The organism is Streptomyces sp. CB02366, from assembly GCF_001905905.1.
Taxonomy (GTDB): Bacteria; Actinomycetota; Actinomycetes; order Streptomycetales; family Streptomycetaceae; genus Streptomyces.
This window is the reverse complement of record NZ_LIVT01000001.1, coordinates 644,031-662,089: the sequence shown is the minus strand read 5'-3', so window position 1 is coordinate 662,089 and position 18,059 is coordinate 644,031. Positions and strand designations below refer to the sequence as shown.

17 protein-coding genes and 1 pseudogene are annotated in these 18,059 nt (G+C 73.0%); 7 read left to right on the top strand and 11 right to left on the bottom strand.

Annotated features, from left to right (window positions below):
- Nucleotides 1–52 precede the first annotated feature (52 nt).
- Nucleotides 53–145, top strand: a pseudogene (locus AMK24_RS34520) (Uma2 family endonuclease); the annotation flags it as partial.
- 86 nt (nt 146–231) lie between these two features.
- On the opposite strand, the gene AMK24_RS02845 reads toward AMK24_RS34520, so the two are convergent.
- Nucleotides 232–3,531, bottom strand: a complete 3,300-nt coding sequence (locus AMK24_RS02845; protein ID WP_443333904.1) for a S8 family peptidase — start codon at nt 3,529–3,531, stop codon at nt 232–234.
- A gap of 296 nt (nt 3,532–3,827) precedes the next feature.
- Here AMK24_RS02845 and AMK24_RS02840 point away from each other — a divergent pair, with 296 nt between their 5' ends.
- On the top strand, nt 3,828–4,211 hold the full coding sequence (locus tag AMK24_RS02840; RefSeq protein ID WP_073764621.1) for an STAS domain-containing protein: 384 nt from the start codon (nt 3,828–3,830) through the stop codon (nt 4,209–4,211).
- Between the two features lie 86 nt (nt 4,212–4,297).
- Here AMK24_RS02840 and AMK24_RS02835 read toward each other — a convergent pair whose 3' ends face one another.
- The 3 genes from AMK24_RS02835 to AMK24_RS02825 form a co-directional block, all read right to left on the bottom strand.
- On the bottom strand, nt 4,298–5,317 hold the full coding sequence (locus AMK24_RS02835) for a sigma-70 family RNA polymerase sigma factor (RefSeq protein WP_073764619.1): 1,020 nt from the start codon (nt 5,315–5,317) through the stop codon (nt 4,298–4,300).
- Between the two features lie 189 nt (nt 5,318–5,506).
- Complete coding sequence (locus AMK24_RS02830) at nt 5,507–6,223, bottom strand: L,D-transpeptidase family protein (protein ID WP_073764617.1); 717 nt, start codon at nt 6,221–6,223, stop codon at nt 5,507–5,509.
- A 146-nt stretch (nt 6,224–6,369) separates the two neighbouring features.
- A complete protein-coding gene (locus AMK24_RS02825) occupies nt 6,370–7,680 on the bottom strand; it encodes an MFS transporter (protein ID WP_073764615.1) in 1,311 nt (436 codons plus the stop codon).
- Between the two features lie 62 nt (nt 7,681–7,742).
- On the opposite strand from AMK24_RS02825, the gene AMK24_RS02820 reads away from it, so the two are divergent.
- On the top strand, nt 7,743–8,696 hold the full coding sequence (locus tag AMK24_RS02820) for a LysR family transcriptional regulator (protein ID WP_073764612.1): 954 nt from the start codon (nt 7,743–7,745) through the stop codon (nt 8,694–8,696).
- A 53-nt stretch (nt 8,697–8,749) separates the two neighbouring features.
- Here the strand turns inward: AMK24_RS02820 and AMK24_RS02815 are convergent, their stop codons facing one another.
- Nucleotides 8,750–9,427 (bottom strand): dienelactone hydrolase family protein, encoded by a 678-nt coding sequence (locus AMK24_RS02815; protein WP_073764610.1) that lies wholly within the window; start codon nt 9,425–9,427, stop codon nt 8,750–8,752.
- A gap of 354 nt (nt 9,428–9,781) precedes the next feature.
- On the opposite strand from AMK24_RS02815, the gene AMK24_RS02810 reads away from it, so the two are divergent.
- A complete protein-coding gene (locus AMK24_RS02810) occupies nt 9,782–10,936 on the top strand; it encodes an adenosine deaminase (protein WP_073764608.1) in 1,155 nt (384 codons plus the stop codon).
- Between the two features lie 135 nt (nt 10,937–11,071).
- The gene (locus AMK24_RS02805; RefSeq protein ID WP_073764606.1) at nt 11,072–11,368 is read left to right on the top strand and encodes a hypothetical protein; all 297 of its coding nucleotides are present in this window, start codon (nt 11,072–11,074) and stop codon (nt 11,366–11,368) included.
- A 135-nt stretch (nt 11,369–11,503) separates the two neighbouring features.
- Here AMK24_RS02805 and AMK24_RS02800 read toward each other — a convergent pair whose 3' ends face one another.
- The 5 genes from AMK24_RS02800 to afsQ1 all read right to left on the bottom strand — a co-directional run bounded on the left by AMK24_RS02800 (nt 11,504) and on the right by afsQ1 (nt 15,521).
- Nucleotides 11,504–11,710 carry a PspC domain-containing protein gene (locus AMK24_RS02800; protein WP_073764604.1) on the bottom strand — a complete coding sequence of 69 codons (207 nt, stop codon included), beginning with the start codon at nt 11,708–11,710 and terminating at the stop codon, nt 11,504–11,506.
- A 93-nt stretch (nt 11,711–11,803) separates the two neighbouring features.
- Complete coding sequence (locus tag AMK24_RS02795; protein ID WP_073764602.1) at nt 11,804–12,376, bottom strand: VanZ family protein; 573 nt, start codon at nt 12,374–12,376, stop codon at nt 11,804–11,806.
- Between the two features lie 261 nt (nt 12,377–12,637).
- Nucleotides 12,638–13,321, bottom strand: a complete 684-nt coding sequence (locus tag AMK24_RS02790) for a hypothetical protein (protein WP_073764600.1) — start codon at nt 13,319–13,321, stop codon at nt 12,638–12,640.
- Nucleotides 13,318–14,790: a sensor histidine kinase gene (locus AMK24_RS02785; protein WP_242434936.1), complete on the bottom strand. Its 1,473-nt coding sequence runs from the start codon at nt 14,788–14,790 to the stop codon at nt 13,318–13,320. Before AMK24_RS02785 ends, AMK24_RS02790 begins: the two co-directional genes overlap by 4 nt.
- Before the next feature lie 53 nt (nt 14,791–14,843).
- Entirely contained in the window at nt 14,844–15,521 is a 678-nt protein-coding gene (afsQ1, locus tag AMK24_RS02780) for a two-component system response regulator AfsQ1 (protein WP_006127084.1), read from the bottom strand.
- Between the two features lie 181 nt (nt 15,522–15,702).
- On the opposite strand from afsQ1, the gene AMK24_RS02775 reads away from it, so the two are divergent.
- Nucleotides 15,703–16,479: a SigE family RNA polymerase sigma factor gene (locus tag AMK24_RS02775; RefSeq protein WP_073764596.1), complete on the top strand. Its 777-nt coding sequence runs from the start codon at nt 15,703–15,705 to the stop codon at nt 16,477–16,479.
- A 287-nt stretch (nt 16,480–16,766) separates the two neighbouring features.
- Here the strand turns inward: AMK24_RS02775 and AMK24_RS02770 are convergent, their stop codons facing one another.
- Nucleotides 16,767–17,477, bottom strand: coding sequence for a uridine kinase family protein (locus tag AMK24_RS02770; RefSeq protein ID WP_073764594.1), 711 nt, complete (start codon nt 17,475–17,477; stop codon nt 16,767–16,769).
- Nucleotides 17,478–17,539: 62 nt separating this feature from the next.
- Here AMK24_RS02770 and AMK24_RS02765 point away from each other — a divergent pair, with 62 nt between their 5' ends.
- Nucleotides 17,540–17,959: a hypothetical protein gene (locus AMK24_RS02765; RefSeq protein WP_073764592.1), complete on the top strand. Its 420-nt coding sequence runs from the start codon at nt 17,540–17,542 to the stop codon at nt 17,957–17,959.
- Nucleotides 17,960–18,059: the final 100 nt, after the last annotated feature.

The window sequence follows — 18,059 nt, the reverse complement described above, 5'->3', positions numbered from 1 at the left end:
GCATGCTGGACCCGGTGACGTACCGATAGAGGAGACCGCCGTGGGCGCACGTACGTACCGGGTGCTGGAAACGGTCGAGTACGGGCGGGAGTTGACGCTTCCTGAGCCGTTCGGGCTGGTGTTCGACACCGGCGTCCTCCCTCTCGGCCGACACACGGACGGCCCGCCGCACGGAGGGAATCCGTGCGGCGGGCCGCCGTCGTGCGAGCGTGGACTACCGGCCCGTAGGGGTCACTTGCCGAAGTACGCGCTGTAGATCGTCACCGACGAGGTGTTGCCCTTCTTGTCGGCGACCTTGGCGGCGAAGGAGATCGCCTTGCCCTTCGCCGGGTTCTTGACGGTGATCTTCCCCTTCTTCACCGTGACCTTCTTCCAGGTCTTGCCGCCGTTGTAACTGACGTACGTCTTCAGCGACTTCAGGTTCTTGCCCGCGGCGGCGCCCTGCACCTTCACCGGCACCGAGACGGTCTTGCCCGCCTTGACGCGGCCGTCGGCGCCTACGGCCGGGGTGAACCGGACGGTGGAGACGGGCAGCATCGTGAACGCGGTCTTCTTCGAGCGGAACGTCCAGGCCGCGTCCACCCGGGTGGAGAGCGGGTTGACCTTCGCGCTGTGCCGGACCGTGGTCGTCAGCTTGTAGTCCGCCGCGCCCGCCGGGACCCGGAAGGGCGCGTCACCCGTCACCGGGTCGTCGTTCTGGCCGAGCTTCTTGCCGTTGCGGTACAGGACGGTCTTGGCCGACGTGTACAGCATCCCGCCCGCGTTGCCCTGGCCGTCGGCCAGCAGCGGGAGGGCGCCGGTGATCTCGTTGCCCTCACGGGCGATGCCGTAGTCCTGGTCGACCAGCGGGCCGAACACCGCCGTGTTCACGGCCTTCGTGTACGACTTGCCCGCCTTGTACGCCGCCTCGCGGCCGAGCTGGTAGTTGGCCTCGTACGTCGGCCAGCCCTCCGCGTCGAGCGGGCCGAGCTGGTCGAATCCGAAGCCCCACTTCACCTTGTCCGCCGTGGAGACGTACAGCGTGCGGGTGCCCGGCAGCTTCTGCTCGACCGACGTGGCCCAGCTGCCGCCCTGCGTGGCCAGGTAGGGGTAGGCGGTGACCGAGCCCTTCTTCTTCGGCGCGGCCGAGCCCATGCCCACCTTCACCTTGGCGAGCTGCCCCGTGGTGAACTTCCGGTCGTAGCCGGTGGCGAGCTGCTTGACCTTGCCGCCGACCGCGATGTCGTACTCGGTCGAGGCGCCCGTGGTCCAGGTGCCCGTCCAGTGCTGGGCGAGCGAGACGCCGGTGACCGGCGGGCCGACGTGCAGGGTGCGGATCCCGGCCGGCGAATCCATCAGCCAGCCGAAGCTGACCGCGTCGTCCGCCGTCTCCACCACGTAGTCCGGGGAGAACAGCTGGGCCTTCGCCTTCGCGTCCGGCAGCGCGACCTTCACCGGCTTCGCCTTGCGGGCGTCGAACGTCAGCGTGACGGCCCCGGTGACCGAGACCTTCGGCTGTGCGATCCAGTCGGCGCCCTTGGTGACGTCGTCCGGGTCCTGGTAGACCGTGGAGTTGGCCACGTACGTGCCCTTGGGCACCCGGATCTTCGCCACGCCGTCGACGACCTGCGGGCTCAGGAACGGGTTGCCGGACGTGGCGCCGAAGCGGAAGAGGGTGCTCTCCACGAAGGCGGCCGGGCGGCCGTCGCGCCCTATGTGCTTGATGGTGACGTCGTAGCTCTCGCCCTCGCGCTCGACCGCGGCGGCCGTGCGCACGGTCTGCCCGCCGCCGGTCGCCACCACGTACGCCGAGTACGTGCCGTCCACCGTGCCGCCGAGGCGGGTGTCGGCGGTCAGCGCGACCTCCGCCGTGCCGCCGGCCGGGACGGTGACCTTGTCCGCGCCGAGCGTGAAGAAGCCGGCCGGAGCGGGCTTGCCCTGCGGTCCGGTGCCGGTCGCCTTCAGGTCGAGGGTGACGTCACTGGCGCCCAGGTTGCGGTACGTGACCTTCTCGGTGGCCGGTACGTCGTCGGTGTGCGGCCACTGCTGCACACCGAAGCTCACCGACACCGGCTCGGCCACGATCGTCTGGGTGATCGCCCGGTCCACCTGGATCCGGCCCGAGCCCTGCTGGAACGGGTTGTACGCGCCGGGCTTCGTGGACGCGGTCAGCGCGCCCTTCAGCTCGGTGTACGTCCAGTCGGGGTGCTGCTGCTTGAGCAGGGCCGCCGCGCCCGCCACGTGCGGGGTGGCCATCGACGTACCCGAGATCGTCGCGTAACCGGCGGGCTTCTCGCCCACCTCCCGCGCGATCAGCGAACCGGGCGGGATGGCGGCCGTGGTGTCCACACCGGGGGCCGTCACGTCGGGCTTGATCGCCCCGTCCCCGATCCGCGGGCCCCGGCTGGAGAACTCCGCCAGCACGTCCTTGTCGTCGACCGCGCCCACGGTCAGCGCGGCGTCGGCGCTGCCGGGCGAACCGACCGTGCCCGCGCCGTCGCCCTCGTTGCCCGCGGCGATGGCGAACAGGACGCCCTTCTCGGCCGACAGCTTGTCGACCGCCGCCTCCAGCGGGTCCACCTCCGGGGTGTCCGGCCCGCCGAGGCTCAGGTTGACGATGTCGGCGCCCTGGGCGACCGCCCACTCCATGCCCGCCAGGATGCCCGAATCCTCGCCGTACCCCTCGTCGTCGAGCACCTTGCCCGCGAGCAGCTTGGCGTCCGGGGCCACGCCCTTGAACTTCCCGCCCGACTTGGCCCCGCTGCCCGCCGCGATCGAGGCGACGTGCGTGCCGTGGCCGACCCGGTCCTTGGTGTCCTTGGAGGCGCTGAAGTTCTTCTCCGCGAGGATCTGGCCCTTGAGGTCGGGGTGGGTGGAGTCCGTCCCGGTGTCCAGCACCGCGATCTTGACCCCCTTCCCTGTGAACCCGGCCTTCCAGGCCGCGGGGGCGCCGATCTGCGGGACGCTCTTGTCGAGGCTCGCCCTGCGCACCCCGTCGAGCCAGACCCGGTCGATGCCCGCCGCGGTGGTGACCTGCTCACCGGCCGCGCTCCGGTCGGTGAGGGCCTTCCAGATGGCCGGGGCGTCGGCGGTCGGCGTGGTCACCGACTCGGCGTTCAGGGACTTCAGGCTCCGGCCGACCTCGGTGCCGCCCGCGTCGCGGACCTGCGCCTTCGCGGCGGCGGCCTGCTTGCCCCGGTAGCCGACGATCAGCTTGAGACCGTTCTTCTGAGCCCGGAGGTTCTCCGGGCGGCTCAGCTCGGTGACGTCGAACAGCCGCCGGTCGAGCTTTCCGGAGACGATCAGCTTCCGGGCGTCGGCCGGGACGACGAAGGTGTGCTCCTTGTCGCTCATCCGCTGGACCGGGATGTGCTCACGGCCCTTCGCCGGCCGGAAGGCGACCGGCTTGCCCTGGGCGTCGACCGTGACCCGGTCGCCGGTGACGAGCGTCAGCTGACGTACGTCCCGGTCCTGGGCCCGGGCGCCGGACGCCGCCCCCACCGGGCCCGGCTGGGCGACGGCGGCCGGAGCCATCCCCGCCGCCAGTGCCACGGCCACGGCCGCGGCGACCGTGGGTATGCACGCGTTTCTCACGTGTCTGCGCAACTCTCCCCCTGGAGAACTCGATGGTTCTTCAACCCGCCGGCCCGCAGGAACGCAGAAAAGACGGCTGCGGCCGCCGGTCCACCCGACTAGAGGGGGCGGGAGGGGAATCGGTTGACGGAAGAGGGCGGGAAGTTCGGAGTTGACGCGAAAAGGCCCCTCCGCGGCGGGATCACGCGGGGCGGAGGGCGGCGGGACGCCTCACGCGAGCGGGCGGCGCCGGCGGGGCGCCCGCGCGAGGACCGATGATTTTCGCCCGCCGGGCCGGTCTGCCCGGTGTGGACGCCGAGAATCCGATCGCCCTGACCGTGACCGGCCGGGTCAGCCGTGCCGTCGTACCCGAACTCTGCGCCGAGTTGGAGCGTGCGCTGAGCGGTCCCCGGGGCGCCGCCCCCGCGCCGGGGGCGGTGGTGGACTGCGATGTGGGCGGGGTGGTCCGGCCCGACCTGACCCTGGTCGACGCGGTGGCCCGGCTGGCGCTCGTGGCCCGTCGGTCCGGTCACACCCTGCGTCTGCGCCGCGTACCGCCCGAACTCCGCGCGCTGCTGGACCTGGTGGGGCTGGCGGACGTGGTGACCCTGGCCAAGGAGCGGGAGGAGCCGGAGGAACGGGTGCCGGGCCCCCTCTGAACCCCCGCGTACGCGTCTCACGCACGTACGCGAGCCGGGGCGGACCCCGCGGGCGTCACGGGGCCCGCCCCCGGGCCGTCGTGTTCCTACGCCCGGGCCGGGAGCCGCTCCGGCAGGCCGAACAGCGGGAACCAGCGCGGGGCGTCCAGGAAGCAGTGCATCCCGGCGACCGCCCCGTCCCGGACGTCGATGACCTGGACCGCCCACGGTACGAAGCCGGGGCCGTCCTCGGCGGACTTGTAGTGCGCGAAGGCGGGGGAGCCGTTGGCCGCGACGGGCACCAGCCGGGAGCCGGCGCACCCCGCGCCGAGGGTGGTCATGAAGCCCGTGATGTCCCCGGCGCCCTGGAGCCACAGGTCGAACGGCGGCATCGTCATCACCGCGTCCTCGCGGAGCAGCGCGGTCAACGCGGCCATGTCGTACCCCTCGAACGCCTTCACATAGCGCTCCAGGAGCCGCTGCTGCTCCTCGTCGAGAGGATCGGCCGGATCGCCGTCCCGGCCCTCCGTCTCGGTCAGCGTGGCGCGGGCCCGCTGCAGGGCGCTGTTGACCGAGGCTACGGAGGTCCCCAGCAGTTCGGCGACCTCGGCGGCCTTCCAGGCGAGCACCTCGCGCAGGATCAGCACGGCCCGCTGCTTGGGCGGCAGGTGCTGGAGGGCGGCGACGAACGCCAGGCGCACCGACTCGCGGGCCACGGCCGCCTCCGCCGGGTCCTGCACGGAGGGCAGGACGCGCCCGTCCGGCATCGGCTCCAGCCAGACGTCCTCCGGGCGGGCGCTGAGCGTGGCCCGGGCGAGCGGGGTCGGGCCGGTCAGATCGACCGGGCGGGCGCGCTTGCCGCCCGCTTTCAGCATGTCCAGGCAGACGTTGGTGGCGATCCGGTAGAGCCAGGAGCGCAGCGAGGACCTGCCCTCGAAGGCGCCGAAGCCGCGCCAGGCGCGGACCAGGGTGTCCTGCACGGCGTCCTCGGCCTCGAAGGCGGAGCCGAGCATCCGGTAGCAGTACCCGGTCAGCTCGGCCCGGTGGGCTTCCAGCCGGCTGTCGATCCCGGCGGCGCCCGCCTCACCCTCCGCCGCGTCCGTGGCCGTCGTCGTCGGATCGCTCATCGCTCCACCCCTGTCGCGCGCAGCCGCGCCGTGGCTTGTCCCCTGGTACGCCGGAAGCTACCGGAGGCCACTGACAACCGGGCCGGACGGAGAGAGGGGCGCCGGACGCCCCGGCTCCGCCGCGGCGTCCGGCACCCCTCACGGTGCCCTCGGCCTCCGGCGCCCCGGAGGGCGCCCTCGGCGGTTCGCTCAGGTCCCGGGCTTGCGCCCGTACACGTACACGTCGTCGCCGTTCTTCAGCATTTTCCAGTATGCCTTCGCGTCGGCGGGCCGCATGTTGACGCAGCCGCCGGAGCCCGGCGGGTTGTACATGGACTTGGTGACCGAGTGGAACGCCTGGCCCCCGTCGAAGAACTGGGAGTACGGCATCCAGACCTTGTAGATGGTCGACCAGTGGTTGATGTTGCGCCAGTAGATCTTCTTGGCCCCGGTCCGGGTCTCTGCGCCGTTGCGGCCGGTCCGCACCGGCACCGGCCCGTACTTCAGCTTCTTGCCGTCCTGGATCCAGCTCAGCTGCCGCGTCAGGTCGACGCAGGCGATGCGCCCCTTGTCGGTCGGGCACTTCCCCGCCTTGTTGGGGTTCTTCCCGGCCGCCTTCTGGGCGAGCATCGTGTTCATCGTGCGCCAGGTCAGCGGCCCGGCGTAACCGATGGTGGGGGTGATGCCGTGCTTCTGCTGGAACGCCCGGATCGCCTTGCAGTCGGCCGTGGACTGCTTGCCGTCCACGGGCCGCTTCAGGAACTTCTCGACCTGCTTCTGGTACGGTCCCGCCGATTTCGTGCAGGAGGCCGCCTGTGCGGCGGTGCCGCTGCCCAGGACCAGGGCCGGAGCGGCCACCAGTCCGGCGACGGACAGGGCGACCCCGCGCCGCAGTCGTCTTCCGGATATCTTCGCCGTGGCTCCCATGCGCGCCAACTCCCCTTCGCCCGCTGTGTTTCGTCGGTTACGCCTGGTAGACGTGCGAAGGGGAGCCGTGGTTGCACGGCGGTATGTCTCGATTGCGTCCCGAAGACCGATGGGGCTCCCGAAAGCCGACGGGCCCCGGGGCGGCCTCAGCGGGCGGCCGGGACGAGCGCCCGCCGCTCCGCACGCGCCACCCGGGTTCCGTACAGGGTGACCGAGACGACGCCCAGGACCGCGAACAGGCCCAGGCCCACCGTCGCCGTCCAGCCCCCGGCGTGGAAGGCGATCGCGCCCAGCGTGCCGCCCGCGCTGGAGCCCAGGTAGTACGCCGACTGGTAGAGCGCCGACGCCTGGGCCCGGCCCGTCGTCGCGGTCCGGCTCACCGAGGACGAGGCGACCGCGTGCCCGGCGAAGAAGCCGGCCGTGATCAGCACCAGGCCCGGCAGGACGGCGGCGAGGGAGTCCGCCAGCGAGAGCAGCAGCCCGGCGGCCGTGGTGGAGACCGCCAGGTACAGCGCGCCCCGGCGGCCGAGCCGGGCCACCAGGCGTCCGGCTGCGGCGGAGGAGACCGTGCCGACCAGGTAGACGAGGAAGATCGAGCCGATGACGCCCTGCGGCAGGCTGAACGGCTCCTCGACCAGGCGGTAGCCGATCACCGTGTAGACCGCGCCGAACACCGTCATGAACAGGGCGCCGATCGCGTACAGCCGGACCAGCAGCGGGTCGGACAGGTGGCCGGCGACCGTCCGTGCGAGCGCCTTCGGGCTCGGCGAACCCGGGCGGAAGTGACGGGCCCGGGGGATCAGGAAGTGGAACGCGACGGCGCACGCCAGCGCGAGCAGCCCGACCGCCGCGAGCGCGGCGCGCCAGCCCCAGGCCTGTGCGATCCAGCCGGTCAGGATGCGCCCGCTCATGCCGCCGATGCTGTTGCCCGCCACGAACAGGCCGATCGCGGCGATCAGCGCCTTGGGCCGCACCTCCTCCGCCAGATACGCCATCGCGGAGGCCGGGAGCCCGGCCAGCGCCGCACCCTGGACGGCGCGCAGCGCGATCAGCGCGCCCATCGACGGGGCGAACGGCACCAGCAGCCCGACCAGCACCGCGACCACCAGCGACGCCGTCATCATCTGCCGCCGCCCGAACCGCTCCGAGAGCGCGCTCAGCGGCAGCACGAACAGGGCCAGCGCCCCGGTCGCCGCCGACACGGTCCAGCTCGCCTGCCCGGCGGTCGCGTCGAACGAGGCGGAGACGGCGGGCAGCAGCGCCTGGGTGGAGTAGAGGAGGGCGAACGCCGCGACACCGGCGGCGAAGAGGGCGAAGCTCATCCGGCGGTAGCCGGGGCGGCCGGGCGCCAGCCGCTCGGGGGCGACGGCGGCGGGCGCGGCGGTGGTGGTGACGGGGGACTGCGGAGCGGAGGCATCCACCACGACGGTGGATGCCCCGGTATCGGCGGGAGGCATACGACGAACGTAGAGGGAGACGTTTCATGCGTCCAATGCATGAAACTGCCATAATCAATCCCATGGTGCATGAGCGCAGTTCAGGGCCCCGGCTGTCACCCAACAGTTACGAAGAAGACATCCGGGCCGTGCTCGCGCCCCGTCTCGCGTACTTCGAGGCGGTCGCCCGGCACGAGCACGTCACCCGTGCCGCGCACGAGCTGGGCGTCCCGCAGTCCACGCTCTCGCGGGCCATGGTCCGCCTCGAAACGGACCTGGGCGTCGCCCTGTTCGCCCGCAAGGGCCGTACCGTCTCGCTCACCCCGGCGGGCCGCACCTTCCTCGCCTCGGCCGAACGGGCCCTGGCCGAGGTGGAGAAGGCCGCCGACTCCGTCCGGGCGGACGCCGACCCGACGGCGGGCCGGGTCTCCTTCGGCTTCCTGCACACCATGGGCTCGGAGACCGTGCCCGCCCTGATCCGCGCCTTCCGGGTCGACCACCCCAGGGTCCGCTTCCAACTCGTGCAGAACTACGGCGAGGCGATGATCGAACGGCTCCGCGCCGGCGGCCTCGACCTCTGCCTCACCTCACCCGTTCCCGACGCCCCCGACCTGGTCGCCCGCCGCCTCGACGAACAGCGGCTGCGCCTCGTGGTCCCCGACGACCACCGCCTCGCCTCCCGCCGCCGCATCCGGCTCGCGGAGGCCGCCGACGAGACGTTCGTGACCCTGGAGCCCGGTTACGGGCTGCGCCGCATCACCGACGACCTCTGCGCCGAGGCGGGCTTCACCCCCCGCGTCGCCTTCGAGGGGGAGGAGGCGGAGACCCTGCGCGGGCTGGTCGCCGCGGGGCTCGGGGTGGCCCTGCTGCCACCGCCGGCGGTCGCCCGCCCGGGGGTCGTCGAGCTGACGGTCACCGCCCCGCGCGCGGTCCGCGAGATCGGCGTCGCCTGGTTGGACGGGCACCCGGACACCCCGCCGGTCGCCGCCTTCAAACGCTTCCTGCTCTCGCGCCGGGGCCACCTGCTGCCGGACTGAGGGCGCACGGGGACGCCGGGAGGGGCGCGCGGCCCGTTCCGCGCGCCGGCCCCTCAGTACCGCAGCGACCGGCCGAACCCGGCGGCCAGCGGCATGCGCAGACCCAGCGGCGGCGGTGCGGCCAGGGCGTCCGCGACCGGGCGGGCGTAGGACCGGGCGAAGAGCGAACCGCGGACGAAGTCGGCCGCCAGCGCCACCACTTCGGAACGGTGCTGGCGCAACGCGTGCCCGTCCGAATGGACTTCGAAGCGGCAGGTGTCCCGGTTGGCCTTCTTCGCCCGCTCGGCCAGCCGGAAGGACAGCTCCGGATCGGTGTGCTCGTCGTCGGTGCCGTGCACGATCAACACGTGCCGCTCCACGAGCTGCCCGACCGGTTCCGGTGGGTCCTCCGGCCGTCCCGGCAGCCAGGGGGCCAACGCCAGCACCGAGGCGACCGAGCCGTGCCCGGCGGCCCGCAGCGCCGCCCGGCCGCCCATCCCGTGGCCGGCCAGGCAGACCGGCACGTCGCCGTACCGGCGCCGCACCTCGTCGGCCGCCCACCCCGCGTCCTCGGCGGGATGCGCGTCGGCCGCGTTCCAGCCGCGCCACCGGTAGCGCACCACGTGCACCGCCAGCCCCTCGCCCGCCCCGGCCCGGGCCAGCGCACGGGCGAACGGGAGCTGCGCCGCGTACGACAGGCGGGAAGGGCGGCGGCGGGAGACGGCCTCCCCGTCCGGGAGCAGCAGAACCACGCCGCCGACCTCGTCCGCAGCTCCGGCCGCCCGTACGGCCCGTCCCAGCCTCGGGGACGCCGCGCCGGTCCTGCCGGGCCCTCGGCCCCCGCCGCCGTCACCCGCCCCGGCTCCTTCCCCTGGCTCCCGGCCCCCCTTGAGCAGGAAAGTCCCCATCCGGCCCCCTTCTCCACCGTGCGGCGCCGGACCCCGTCCGGCCCGACCGGCAGGACGTCCCCGGCCTCGGGCAGGGGGAGGGCGCGCTGTGCCATGACAGAACAGTGTCAGAAGGAGAGGTGTACTCCACCCGACTTCGCGGTCACTGTTACGCATCGACACCAGGCGCTCTACGCGCGTAGGCGCTAGAGTGCCAAGATGACGAGCCAGACCCCGAACGTCCCTGATTCCGACCAGATCCGGCGCGCCCCCAAGGTGCTGCTCCACGACCACCTCGACGGCGGCCTGCGCCCGGGCACCATCGTGGAGCTGGCCCGCGCGCAGGGTTACGACTCCCTGCCCGAGACCGAGCCCGACAAGCTCGGCGTCTGGTTCCGCGAGGCCGCCGACTCCGGCTCGCTGGAGCGCTACCTGGAGACGTTCGCGCACACCTGCGCCGTCATGCAGACCCGTGAGGCGCTGTTCCGGGTGGCCGCCGAGTGCGCCGAGGACCTCGCCGAGGACGGCGTCGTCTACGCCGAGATCCGTTACGCCCCCGAGCAGCACCTGGAGGGCGGCCTGACCCTCGAAGAGGTCGTCGAGGCCGTCAACGAGGGCTTCCGCGAGGGCGAGCGCATCGCCCGCGCCAACGGCCGCCGCATCCGGGTCGGGGCCCTCCTCACCGCCATGCGGCACGCCGCCCGCGCACTGGAGATCGCCGAACTGGCCAACGGCTACCGCGACCAGGGCGTCGTGGGCTTCGACATCGCGGGCGCGGAGGCCGGCTTCCCGCCCACCCGCCACCTCGACGCGTTCGAGTACCTCAAGCGCGAGAACAACCACTTCACGATCCACGCGGGCGAGGCGTTCGGCCTGCCGTCGATCTGGCAGGCGCTCCAGTGGTGCGGCGCCGACCGGCTCGGCCACGGGGTGCGGATCATCGACGACATCGAGGTCGCCGAGGACGGTTCGGTCTCCCTGGGCCGCCTCGCCTCCTACGTGCGCGACAAGCGCGTCCCGCTGGAGATGTGCCCGACCTCCAACCTCCAGACCGGCGCGGCCCCCTCGTACGCCGAGCACCCCATCGGGCTGCTGCGCAAGCTGCACTTCCGGATCACCGTGAACACGGACAACCGGCTGATGAGCGGTACGAGCATGAGCCGGGAGTTCGAGCGGCTGACCGAGACGTTCGGATACACGCTCGACGACATGCAGTGGTTCACCGTCAATGCGATGAAATCAGCATTCATTCCTTTCGACGAACGTCTCGCGATGATCAATGACGTCGTCAAGCCCGGGTATGCGGAGCTGAAGTCCGAGTGGCTTTTCCGTCAGACCTCTGTGACCAGCGGTTCCGCTGCCTCTGCGGGCTGATTTTCCCGCACGTCGAAAGGGCCGGGACATGGCGTCCCGGCCCTTTTTCGGCGTGTCGGAATGTTTGCGGAAAGGGTGGTGCGATGGCTAGCTTGCAGAGCCGCTCACATCTCCTTCCCCAAGGGTGAATCCTCCATGAAGAAGTCTGCCAGGACTCTCGGTGTCGCCGCTCTCGGCGCCGCTTTCGCCGCTGCCGCCGCCGGCAGCGCCTCCGCCGCCTCGCTGCCGCTCGACGCCGCCGCCGGGATCCTCCCCGTCTCGACGATGGCCGTCGACACCGTCGCCAAGTCGGCCCAGAACGCGCCGGTCCAGGAGACCGTCGGCAAGGTGCTCGGCGGCGACGCCACCGACGCGGCCGCCCCGGTCACCGGCCTGCTCGGCGGCCTGCCCACCCAGGGCCTCTCCGCCAACGGGATCCCGCTCGGCGGCTGATCCCCCGGGCGCCGGGCCCCGGCGACCCGCCCGGACACCGGCTCTCCGGCGCCCCCGCGCATGCCGGTGGGGCGCACACCCCGCATCAGGGTTGTGCGCCCCACCGTGCGTCCATCGTCCCCGTGAAGCCGAGCGTCACCAGGCCGTCGCGGAGGACGCGGACTTCTCCGAGGGCAGCAGCGCCCACAGCGCCAGGTAGAGCAGGACCTGCGGACCGGGCAGCAGGCAGGAGACGAGGAAGAGGACGCGCATCGTGCCGGTGGAGGTGCCGAAACGCCGGGCGAGGCCCGCGCACACTCCCCCGATCATGCGGCCTTCGCTGGGGCGGACGAGTGCGGCCATGACGGGCTCCTTCGCGAACGTGGCGGCGGGAGCGGCTTCTCCCGCTCCCCGATGTATCCATGGTGCCGCTGCGGGAGGGGACAAAACATCGCTCTACGGGGCGAGGCGGACCCCGGTAATCGTCGGGGTCGACCCCCCAGGGGCCTCATCCCTGAGTCGGGTCTCCTGCCGGTGGTACGACAGGTCCCGTGCCCCGGGAAAGCCCCGGCGGCGCAGCCGCGCCCGGCAGAGCGGGACGACCAGCAGATGGGCGAGCACGACCCCGGCGGTGTTCAACAGCAGCGAGTCGACGTCGACGACCTGGCCGGGCACCCCTGTCTGACCCAGCTCGATGGCGAGCGAGATCAGCGCCCCGGCGGCGGTCGTGCGTACCAGCGAGAGCCACGGGGAGACCATGATCCGGCCCCCGGCCATCGGGAGCAGCACCCCGAGCGGCGCCAGCAGCAGCAGCGCACCGCCGATCCGGCGGGCCGCCTCGACCGGTCCCAGCGCGAGGTCCGCCCTGATCCCGGCGAACGGCTCGAAGTTCGCCGCCGTGATCCAGGGGACGTCCAGCGGGCGCAGGGTCAGCCACCCGACGAGCAGGAGATGCGCGGCCAGGAGAGTGGCCCCCGCCGCGCGGACGTGGATGACGGTCTGGCCGTCCGAACTGTGCCGCACGTCCACCAAGACGCCATGACCGGCGGGATCGGTTCCGCGCGGTCGCGGTCCACCCGCGCCGGCCGGCCGCCACGGGTCCGGGCCCGGGACCGGTTCCGCACGCACGCGGGCCCCGGAACGCCCCCGCCCCGGCGGGTTCGGAAGGATTGGGGCCGGGCGGCAGGGCCGGAAGGACGGCGGGCTCGGAAGGACGGGGAGCCGGAAGGACGGGGGCCGGGCGACGGGCCTGGAAGGACGGCGGGGCCGCACCCTCCCCGGACGCCCGCCTCAGCCCAGCCCGACCGCGTCCGGCGTGGTGGCCAGGTCCCCCGGCCGGGCCTTCGTCTGCGAGGTGCACAGGTAGCCGCGCGGCGGGTAGTTCCCGGGGCCGCCCAGGACCACCGAACCGTCCCGGACCAGCGCCTCGTTCTCCGCGTACGTGCACACCAGCTGCGCCAGCGCCTCCGCCGACAGGTCCTCCGGCTGGCTGCTCAACCGCACCGTGCCCGCCAGGTCGTCGCCCCGGGCCTTCTCCACCCGCAGGCCCACCGGTACGGCGGTGGTGAACCCGGCCCGCCGCTCGCCCGCCGCGGGCGCCCGCTGGACCTCGGCGAGCAGTGCCCGGGCCGCCGCCACCGGCTCGTCGCCGACCGCGCGCCGTGCCACCGGACGCTCCACGGTGACCAGCTGGGAGGCGCACACCAGGTACACCTTGGCGGTCGTACCGCCCGGCGGCGGGGTGGCGACGTCCGACGCGGACAGCCGGCAGGGCACCCGGGAGGGCGCGGCGCCCGCGTCCACCGGCACCGAGGTCGTACGGATCCCGCAGCCGGAGACCAGAGCCGCGACCGCCGCCACGGCCGCGAGCGAGGCCGCCCCGCGCCGCCGGAACACGGCCGGCCGGGAGGGAGCGGCCGCCGTACGCCGCCGGAGCGGGCCGCGCTCCGGGTACGCGATGTCGCCGTGCTTCACGTCGCCCCGTTCTCGTCGGGGGTCTTCGCCCCCGGTCCGTCGTCGCGTGCGATCCTCTCGGCGTCGCGCGGCAGCCTCAGGGTGAACACGGCGCCGCCGTCCGGGGAGTTCGCCGCCGTGATGTCGCCGCCGTGGATGTGCGCGTTCTCCATGGCGATGGAGAGGCCGAGCCCGCTGCCCTCCGACCGCGGACGGGAGGCGCTGGCCTTGTAGAACCGGTCGAAGACGTGCGGCAGCACGTCCTCGGGGATGCCCGGCCCGTGGTCCCGGACCTCGATGAGCAGCTCCTCGCCCTCGGTCCGCGCCCGTACGCCCACCGGCGAACCCCCGTGCTTGAGGGCGTTGCCGATGAGGTTGGCCAGGATCACGTCCAGTCGGCGCGGATCGAGGCGGACCATCATGCCGCGCTCCGCGTCCAGGTCCACCGCGTCCAGCCAGGCCCGCGCGTCGATGCACGCGGTCACCTGGTCCGCCACGTCGACGTCGTCCAGAACCAGCCGGGCCGTGCCCGCGTCGAAGCGGGTCACCTCCATCAGGTTCTCCACCAGGTCGTTCAGCCGCCGGGTCTCGCTGACCACCAGGTGCACGGCGGGCGCGATCATCGGATCGAGAGTGTCCGCCTCGTCCTCCAGCACCTCGGCCACCGCGGTGATCGCGGTCAACGGGGTGCGCAGCTCGTGCGACATGTCGGCGACGAACCTGCGGCTGGCCTCCTCCCGCGCGCTCATGTCCGCGACCTTCTTCTCCAGCGAGCTCGCCGTCCTGTTGAACGTACGGGAGAGGTCCGCGAGTTCGTCCGTGCCGGAGACCACGAGCCGGGTGTCGAGCTTGCCCTCGCCGAGCTTGCGCGCCGCGTCCCCGAGCCGCTGCACCGGGCGCAGCACGGTCGTCGCGGCGGCCTGGGCGAGCAGCGCCGAGCCGATCAGCGCGAGGGCGGTGGCGATCCCCAGCGACCAGGCCAGGGAGTTGAGGTCCTGCCGCTCCTGGTCGAGGGACTTGAGCATGTACCCCGTCGGGCCGCCGCCGATGACCCGCGCGCCGGCGACCAGATACGGGGTGCCGGATATGCTCGTGCGCTGCCAGAACAGGTGGTACTCGTGGTCGTTGCTCGACGTCAGCGGCTGCTTGCGGGCCACCTGCTCCTGCAGCGAGGCGGGGACGTGGGCGCGGGTGAAGGTGTCCAGGTCGGAATAGCCCACGATCGGCTTGCCCCGCTCGCGCTCGGCCTCCAGCAGCACGTTGTAACCGGGGCTGCCGGCCGCCATCTCCCCGGCCGCCCGCTGGAGGTCGTCCTTGGTGGGGCGGATCGGCAGCGCCGCCGCGGTGTCCTGCATCTGCCGCCGGAAGTCGTCGAGCGCGGCGTCCTGGGTACGGGTCAGCACGGCCTCGCGGTTGAGCCAGTACGCGATCCCCGAAGCGGACACCGCGGCGGCCAGCGCCACCAGCGCGAACACCACGACCAGCCGCATCCGCAGACTGGTCCAGCGCAGCCCGGCCCGCAGGGACCGTCCGACGGTTGCGGTCACTGAGGCGAGTCCAGCCGGTAACCCACGCCCCGCACGGTACGGATCAGGGTCGGCGAGGACGGCACGTCCTCCACCTTCGCGCGCAGCCGCTGCACGCACGCGTCCACCAGACGGGAGTCGCCCAGGTAGTCGTGCTCCCACACCAGGCGCAGCAACTGCTGCCGGGACAGGGCCTGTCCGGGCCTGCGGCTCAGCTCCAGCAGGAGCCGCAGCTCGGTCGGCGTGAGCTGAAGGTCCTCGCCGTCCTTGGTGACGGTCATGGCGGAGCGGTCGATCACCACGTTGCCGAAGGTCGCCGAGTCGGTCGACTCGCGCTCCCCGCGCCGCAGCACCGCCCGGATGCGGGCGTCCAGCACCCGGCCCTGGACGGGTTTCACCACATAGTCGTCCGCGCCGGACTCCAGTCCCACCACGACGTCGATGTCGTCGCTGCGCGCGGTCAGCAGAATGATCGGCAGCTGGTCGGTGCGGCGGATCCGCCGGCACACCTCGAAACCGTCGATCCCGGGCAGCATCACATCCAGCACGACCAGGTCGGGCCGCTGCTCGCGCAGCAGCTCCAGGCCGTCCTCTCCCGTCGCCGCGGTGGCCACACGGTGGCCCTGGCGTGACAGCGAGAGTTCGAGGGCCGTGCGGATGGCGTCGTCGTCCTCGATCAGCAACAGGAAAGGCACGAGCGTCATTCTGGCCCATGGGGCGCTCCAGTTCGACCTGCGGTCCGCTCCGATCGTCCGGGCACGGCCTCGGCCTCCCCTGTGACAGGTCTGTGACAGTCGGGGGACAGCGCCATGAAACTGCCCCGGCAAGCTCGTGGTCAGCAACGAACGAACGGACTCCACCGATAGGGGGCGCGAGATGAACGCACTGCACAGCACCAGCTCAAGCGCAGTTGTCACGCGTCTCCACGACGTCGGCCGGAGCAGCGAGAAGTCCGGCGCGGCCGGGGGCGCGCGGGGGTGCGTCCGCGGCGTCGGGCGTCAGCGCCAGCCGCTCGCGGAGCAGGTGCGCACGCCGGCGTTCATGGCGGTCGTCGACGCGTCGGCGGGGGACGGCGGGTCGAACGCGTACGGGAAGGCCGCGGGGGACCGCGCCCGGACGGAGAACGCGGACGCCGAAGCGGCGTTCACGGCCTACGTCCAGGAGCGGCGGGCCTCCCTGTACGCGACCGCCTACCACCTGACCGGAGACCGGTTCGAGGCTGAGGACCTGTTGCAGAGCGCCCTCTTCTCGACGTACCGGGCGTGGGACCGGATCAGCGACAAGGCCGCGGTCGGCGGCTATCTGCGCCGCACCATGACCAACCTGCACATCAGCGCCTGGCGCAGGCGCAAGCTCAACGAATACCCGACCGAGGAGCTGCCGGAGACGGTGGGCGACACGGACGCGATGCGCGGCACGGAGCTGCGGGCGGTGCTCTGGCAGGCACTGGCCCGGCTGCCCGAACTCCAGCGCACGATGCTGGTCCTGCGGTACTACGAGGGCCGCACCGACCCGGAGATCGCGTCCATCCTCGACATCAGTGTCGGCACGGTGAAGTCGAGCATCTGGCGCTCCCTGCGCCGGCTGCGCGAGGACCAGGTCCTCAGCTTCGGACGTGACGAGCAGGAGTCCTTCGGCGAGCTGGTGGCCTGAGGCCGGGCCCTCCGCCTCGGGGGAGGCGGGGGCCGCGGGGGAAATACGGGGGAGCAGGAAAAACGGGGACCGAGGGGGCCCGGGGAACACGGGGGACACGGGGGACACGGGGGACACGGGGGGACAACGGGGTAGGAGGCCCGCCGCTTCGGGGGAGGCGGGGGCCACGGGGGAGACACTGCGGGGCCGTACGGGCTGGGGGGCCGTACGGCCCCGCCGTGTTCGACCCCCTGCCGCGCCGGACCCGTCGGGATCCTCGGCCGCGCCGCACCGGCGGGCCGGGCGGCCTACTCCGGGACCGGCGCCGTCACGTTCGCCCGGCGGCACCGGCCCGCCGCCGCCGCGGCGAAGCGGCCCAGCGCCTCCTCCTTGCCGCAGGGGTGCGCTCCCAGCGCCGTCTGGCGGGCCACGATGCGCCGCTCCGCGCGCATCAGCCGCCAGCCCCGCCGCAGCAGGAACGGGACCGACTTGCGGCCCTCGCGCAGGTCCCGCACCAGGCGGCGGCGGAAGGTCGTCGTCGGGCGGCCGCGCAGGCAGAGCGCGTCGGCCAGCAGGCCCAGCTCCTGGCAGCGCCGCACGATGTCCGCCGCGAAGATGCCCTCCGCCACGAACAGCGGTGACCGGTCGATGTGGAAGGTCTCGTGGCCCGTACGGGAGCTGGTGGCGATGTCGTACACCGGGACGTCCGTGCTGCCGCACCGGCACAGCTCGGCGATGGCGGCCACCGCCGCGTCCGCGTCCCAGGACCCGGCGGAGTCCCAGTCGACGTCCGGGGAGCCGGGGACGCGCGGCAGCGTCGGGTCGCCCGCCTCCTTGTAGAAGTCGTCCAGGCGCAGCACCGGGAGGCCGGTGCGGGCGGCCAGGACGGACTTGCCGGAGCCGGAGGGGCCGGCGAGCAGGACGACGCGGGTCGGGATCGGTTGGGAACTCACAGAACAGAAGTGTGAGGCATTGACCCGGGCAGGGGATCCCCCGGGCCATCCGTTGGTATCCAGCATCACACCTCAACTACTCTGCGCGCACAGACGATTACCCGACCAGGCTCGATCAGGTGGAAAACATGGGACTTCACGCACGCAAGCCCGAACGCCGCGCCCTGCTGCGCGCCGGTCTGACGCTCACCGCCCTGGGAGCGGCCCTCGGGGCCGGCGCCGGCCCCGCCGGGGCCGTGCAGCTGCCCACCGTCTCGGAGGCCCCGGACCAGGGCGTCTCCGCCCTCCAGGCGGTCGGCGAGACGGCGGCGCCGGCGGTGACCAGCGCGCTCGGCACCTCCCTGGCCAGCAGCGTCGCCCCGGTCACCGACCTCCAGCTCGACCCGCTGGCCAACACCGGGGTGGACCCGTTGGACAACGCCGTGGGCACCCAGATCGCCGACTTCAAGCCGGTGACCACCGCGATCGTCACCGACCCCGTCACCAGCGGCGGCTCACTGAACGACCTGCCCGTGGTGGGCCGGGTGACCGGGCTCCTCACCGGCTGAGCCGCCCCCCTCCGCACGGCGGAAGGGCCCCGGGCCCCACGCCGTACGAGACGGCGGACGGGGCCGCCCCGGGGTGGGAGGGCGGCCCCGTCCGGGCGCG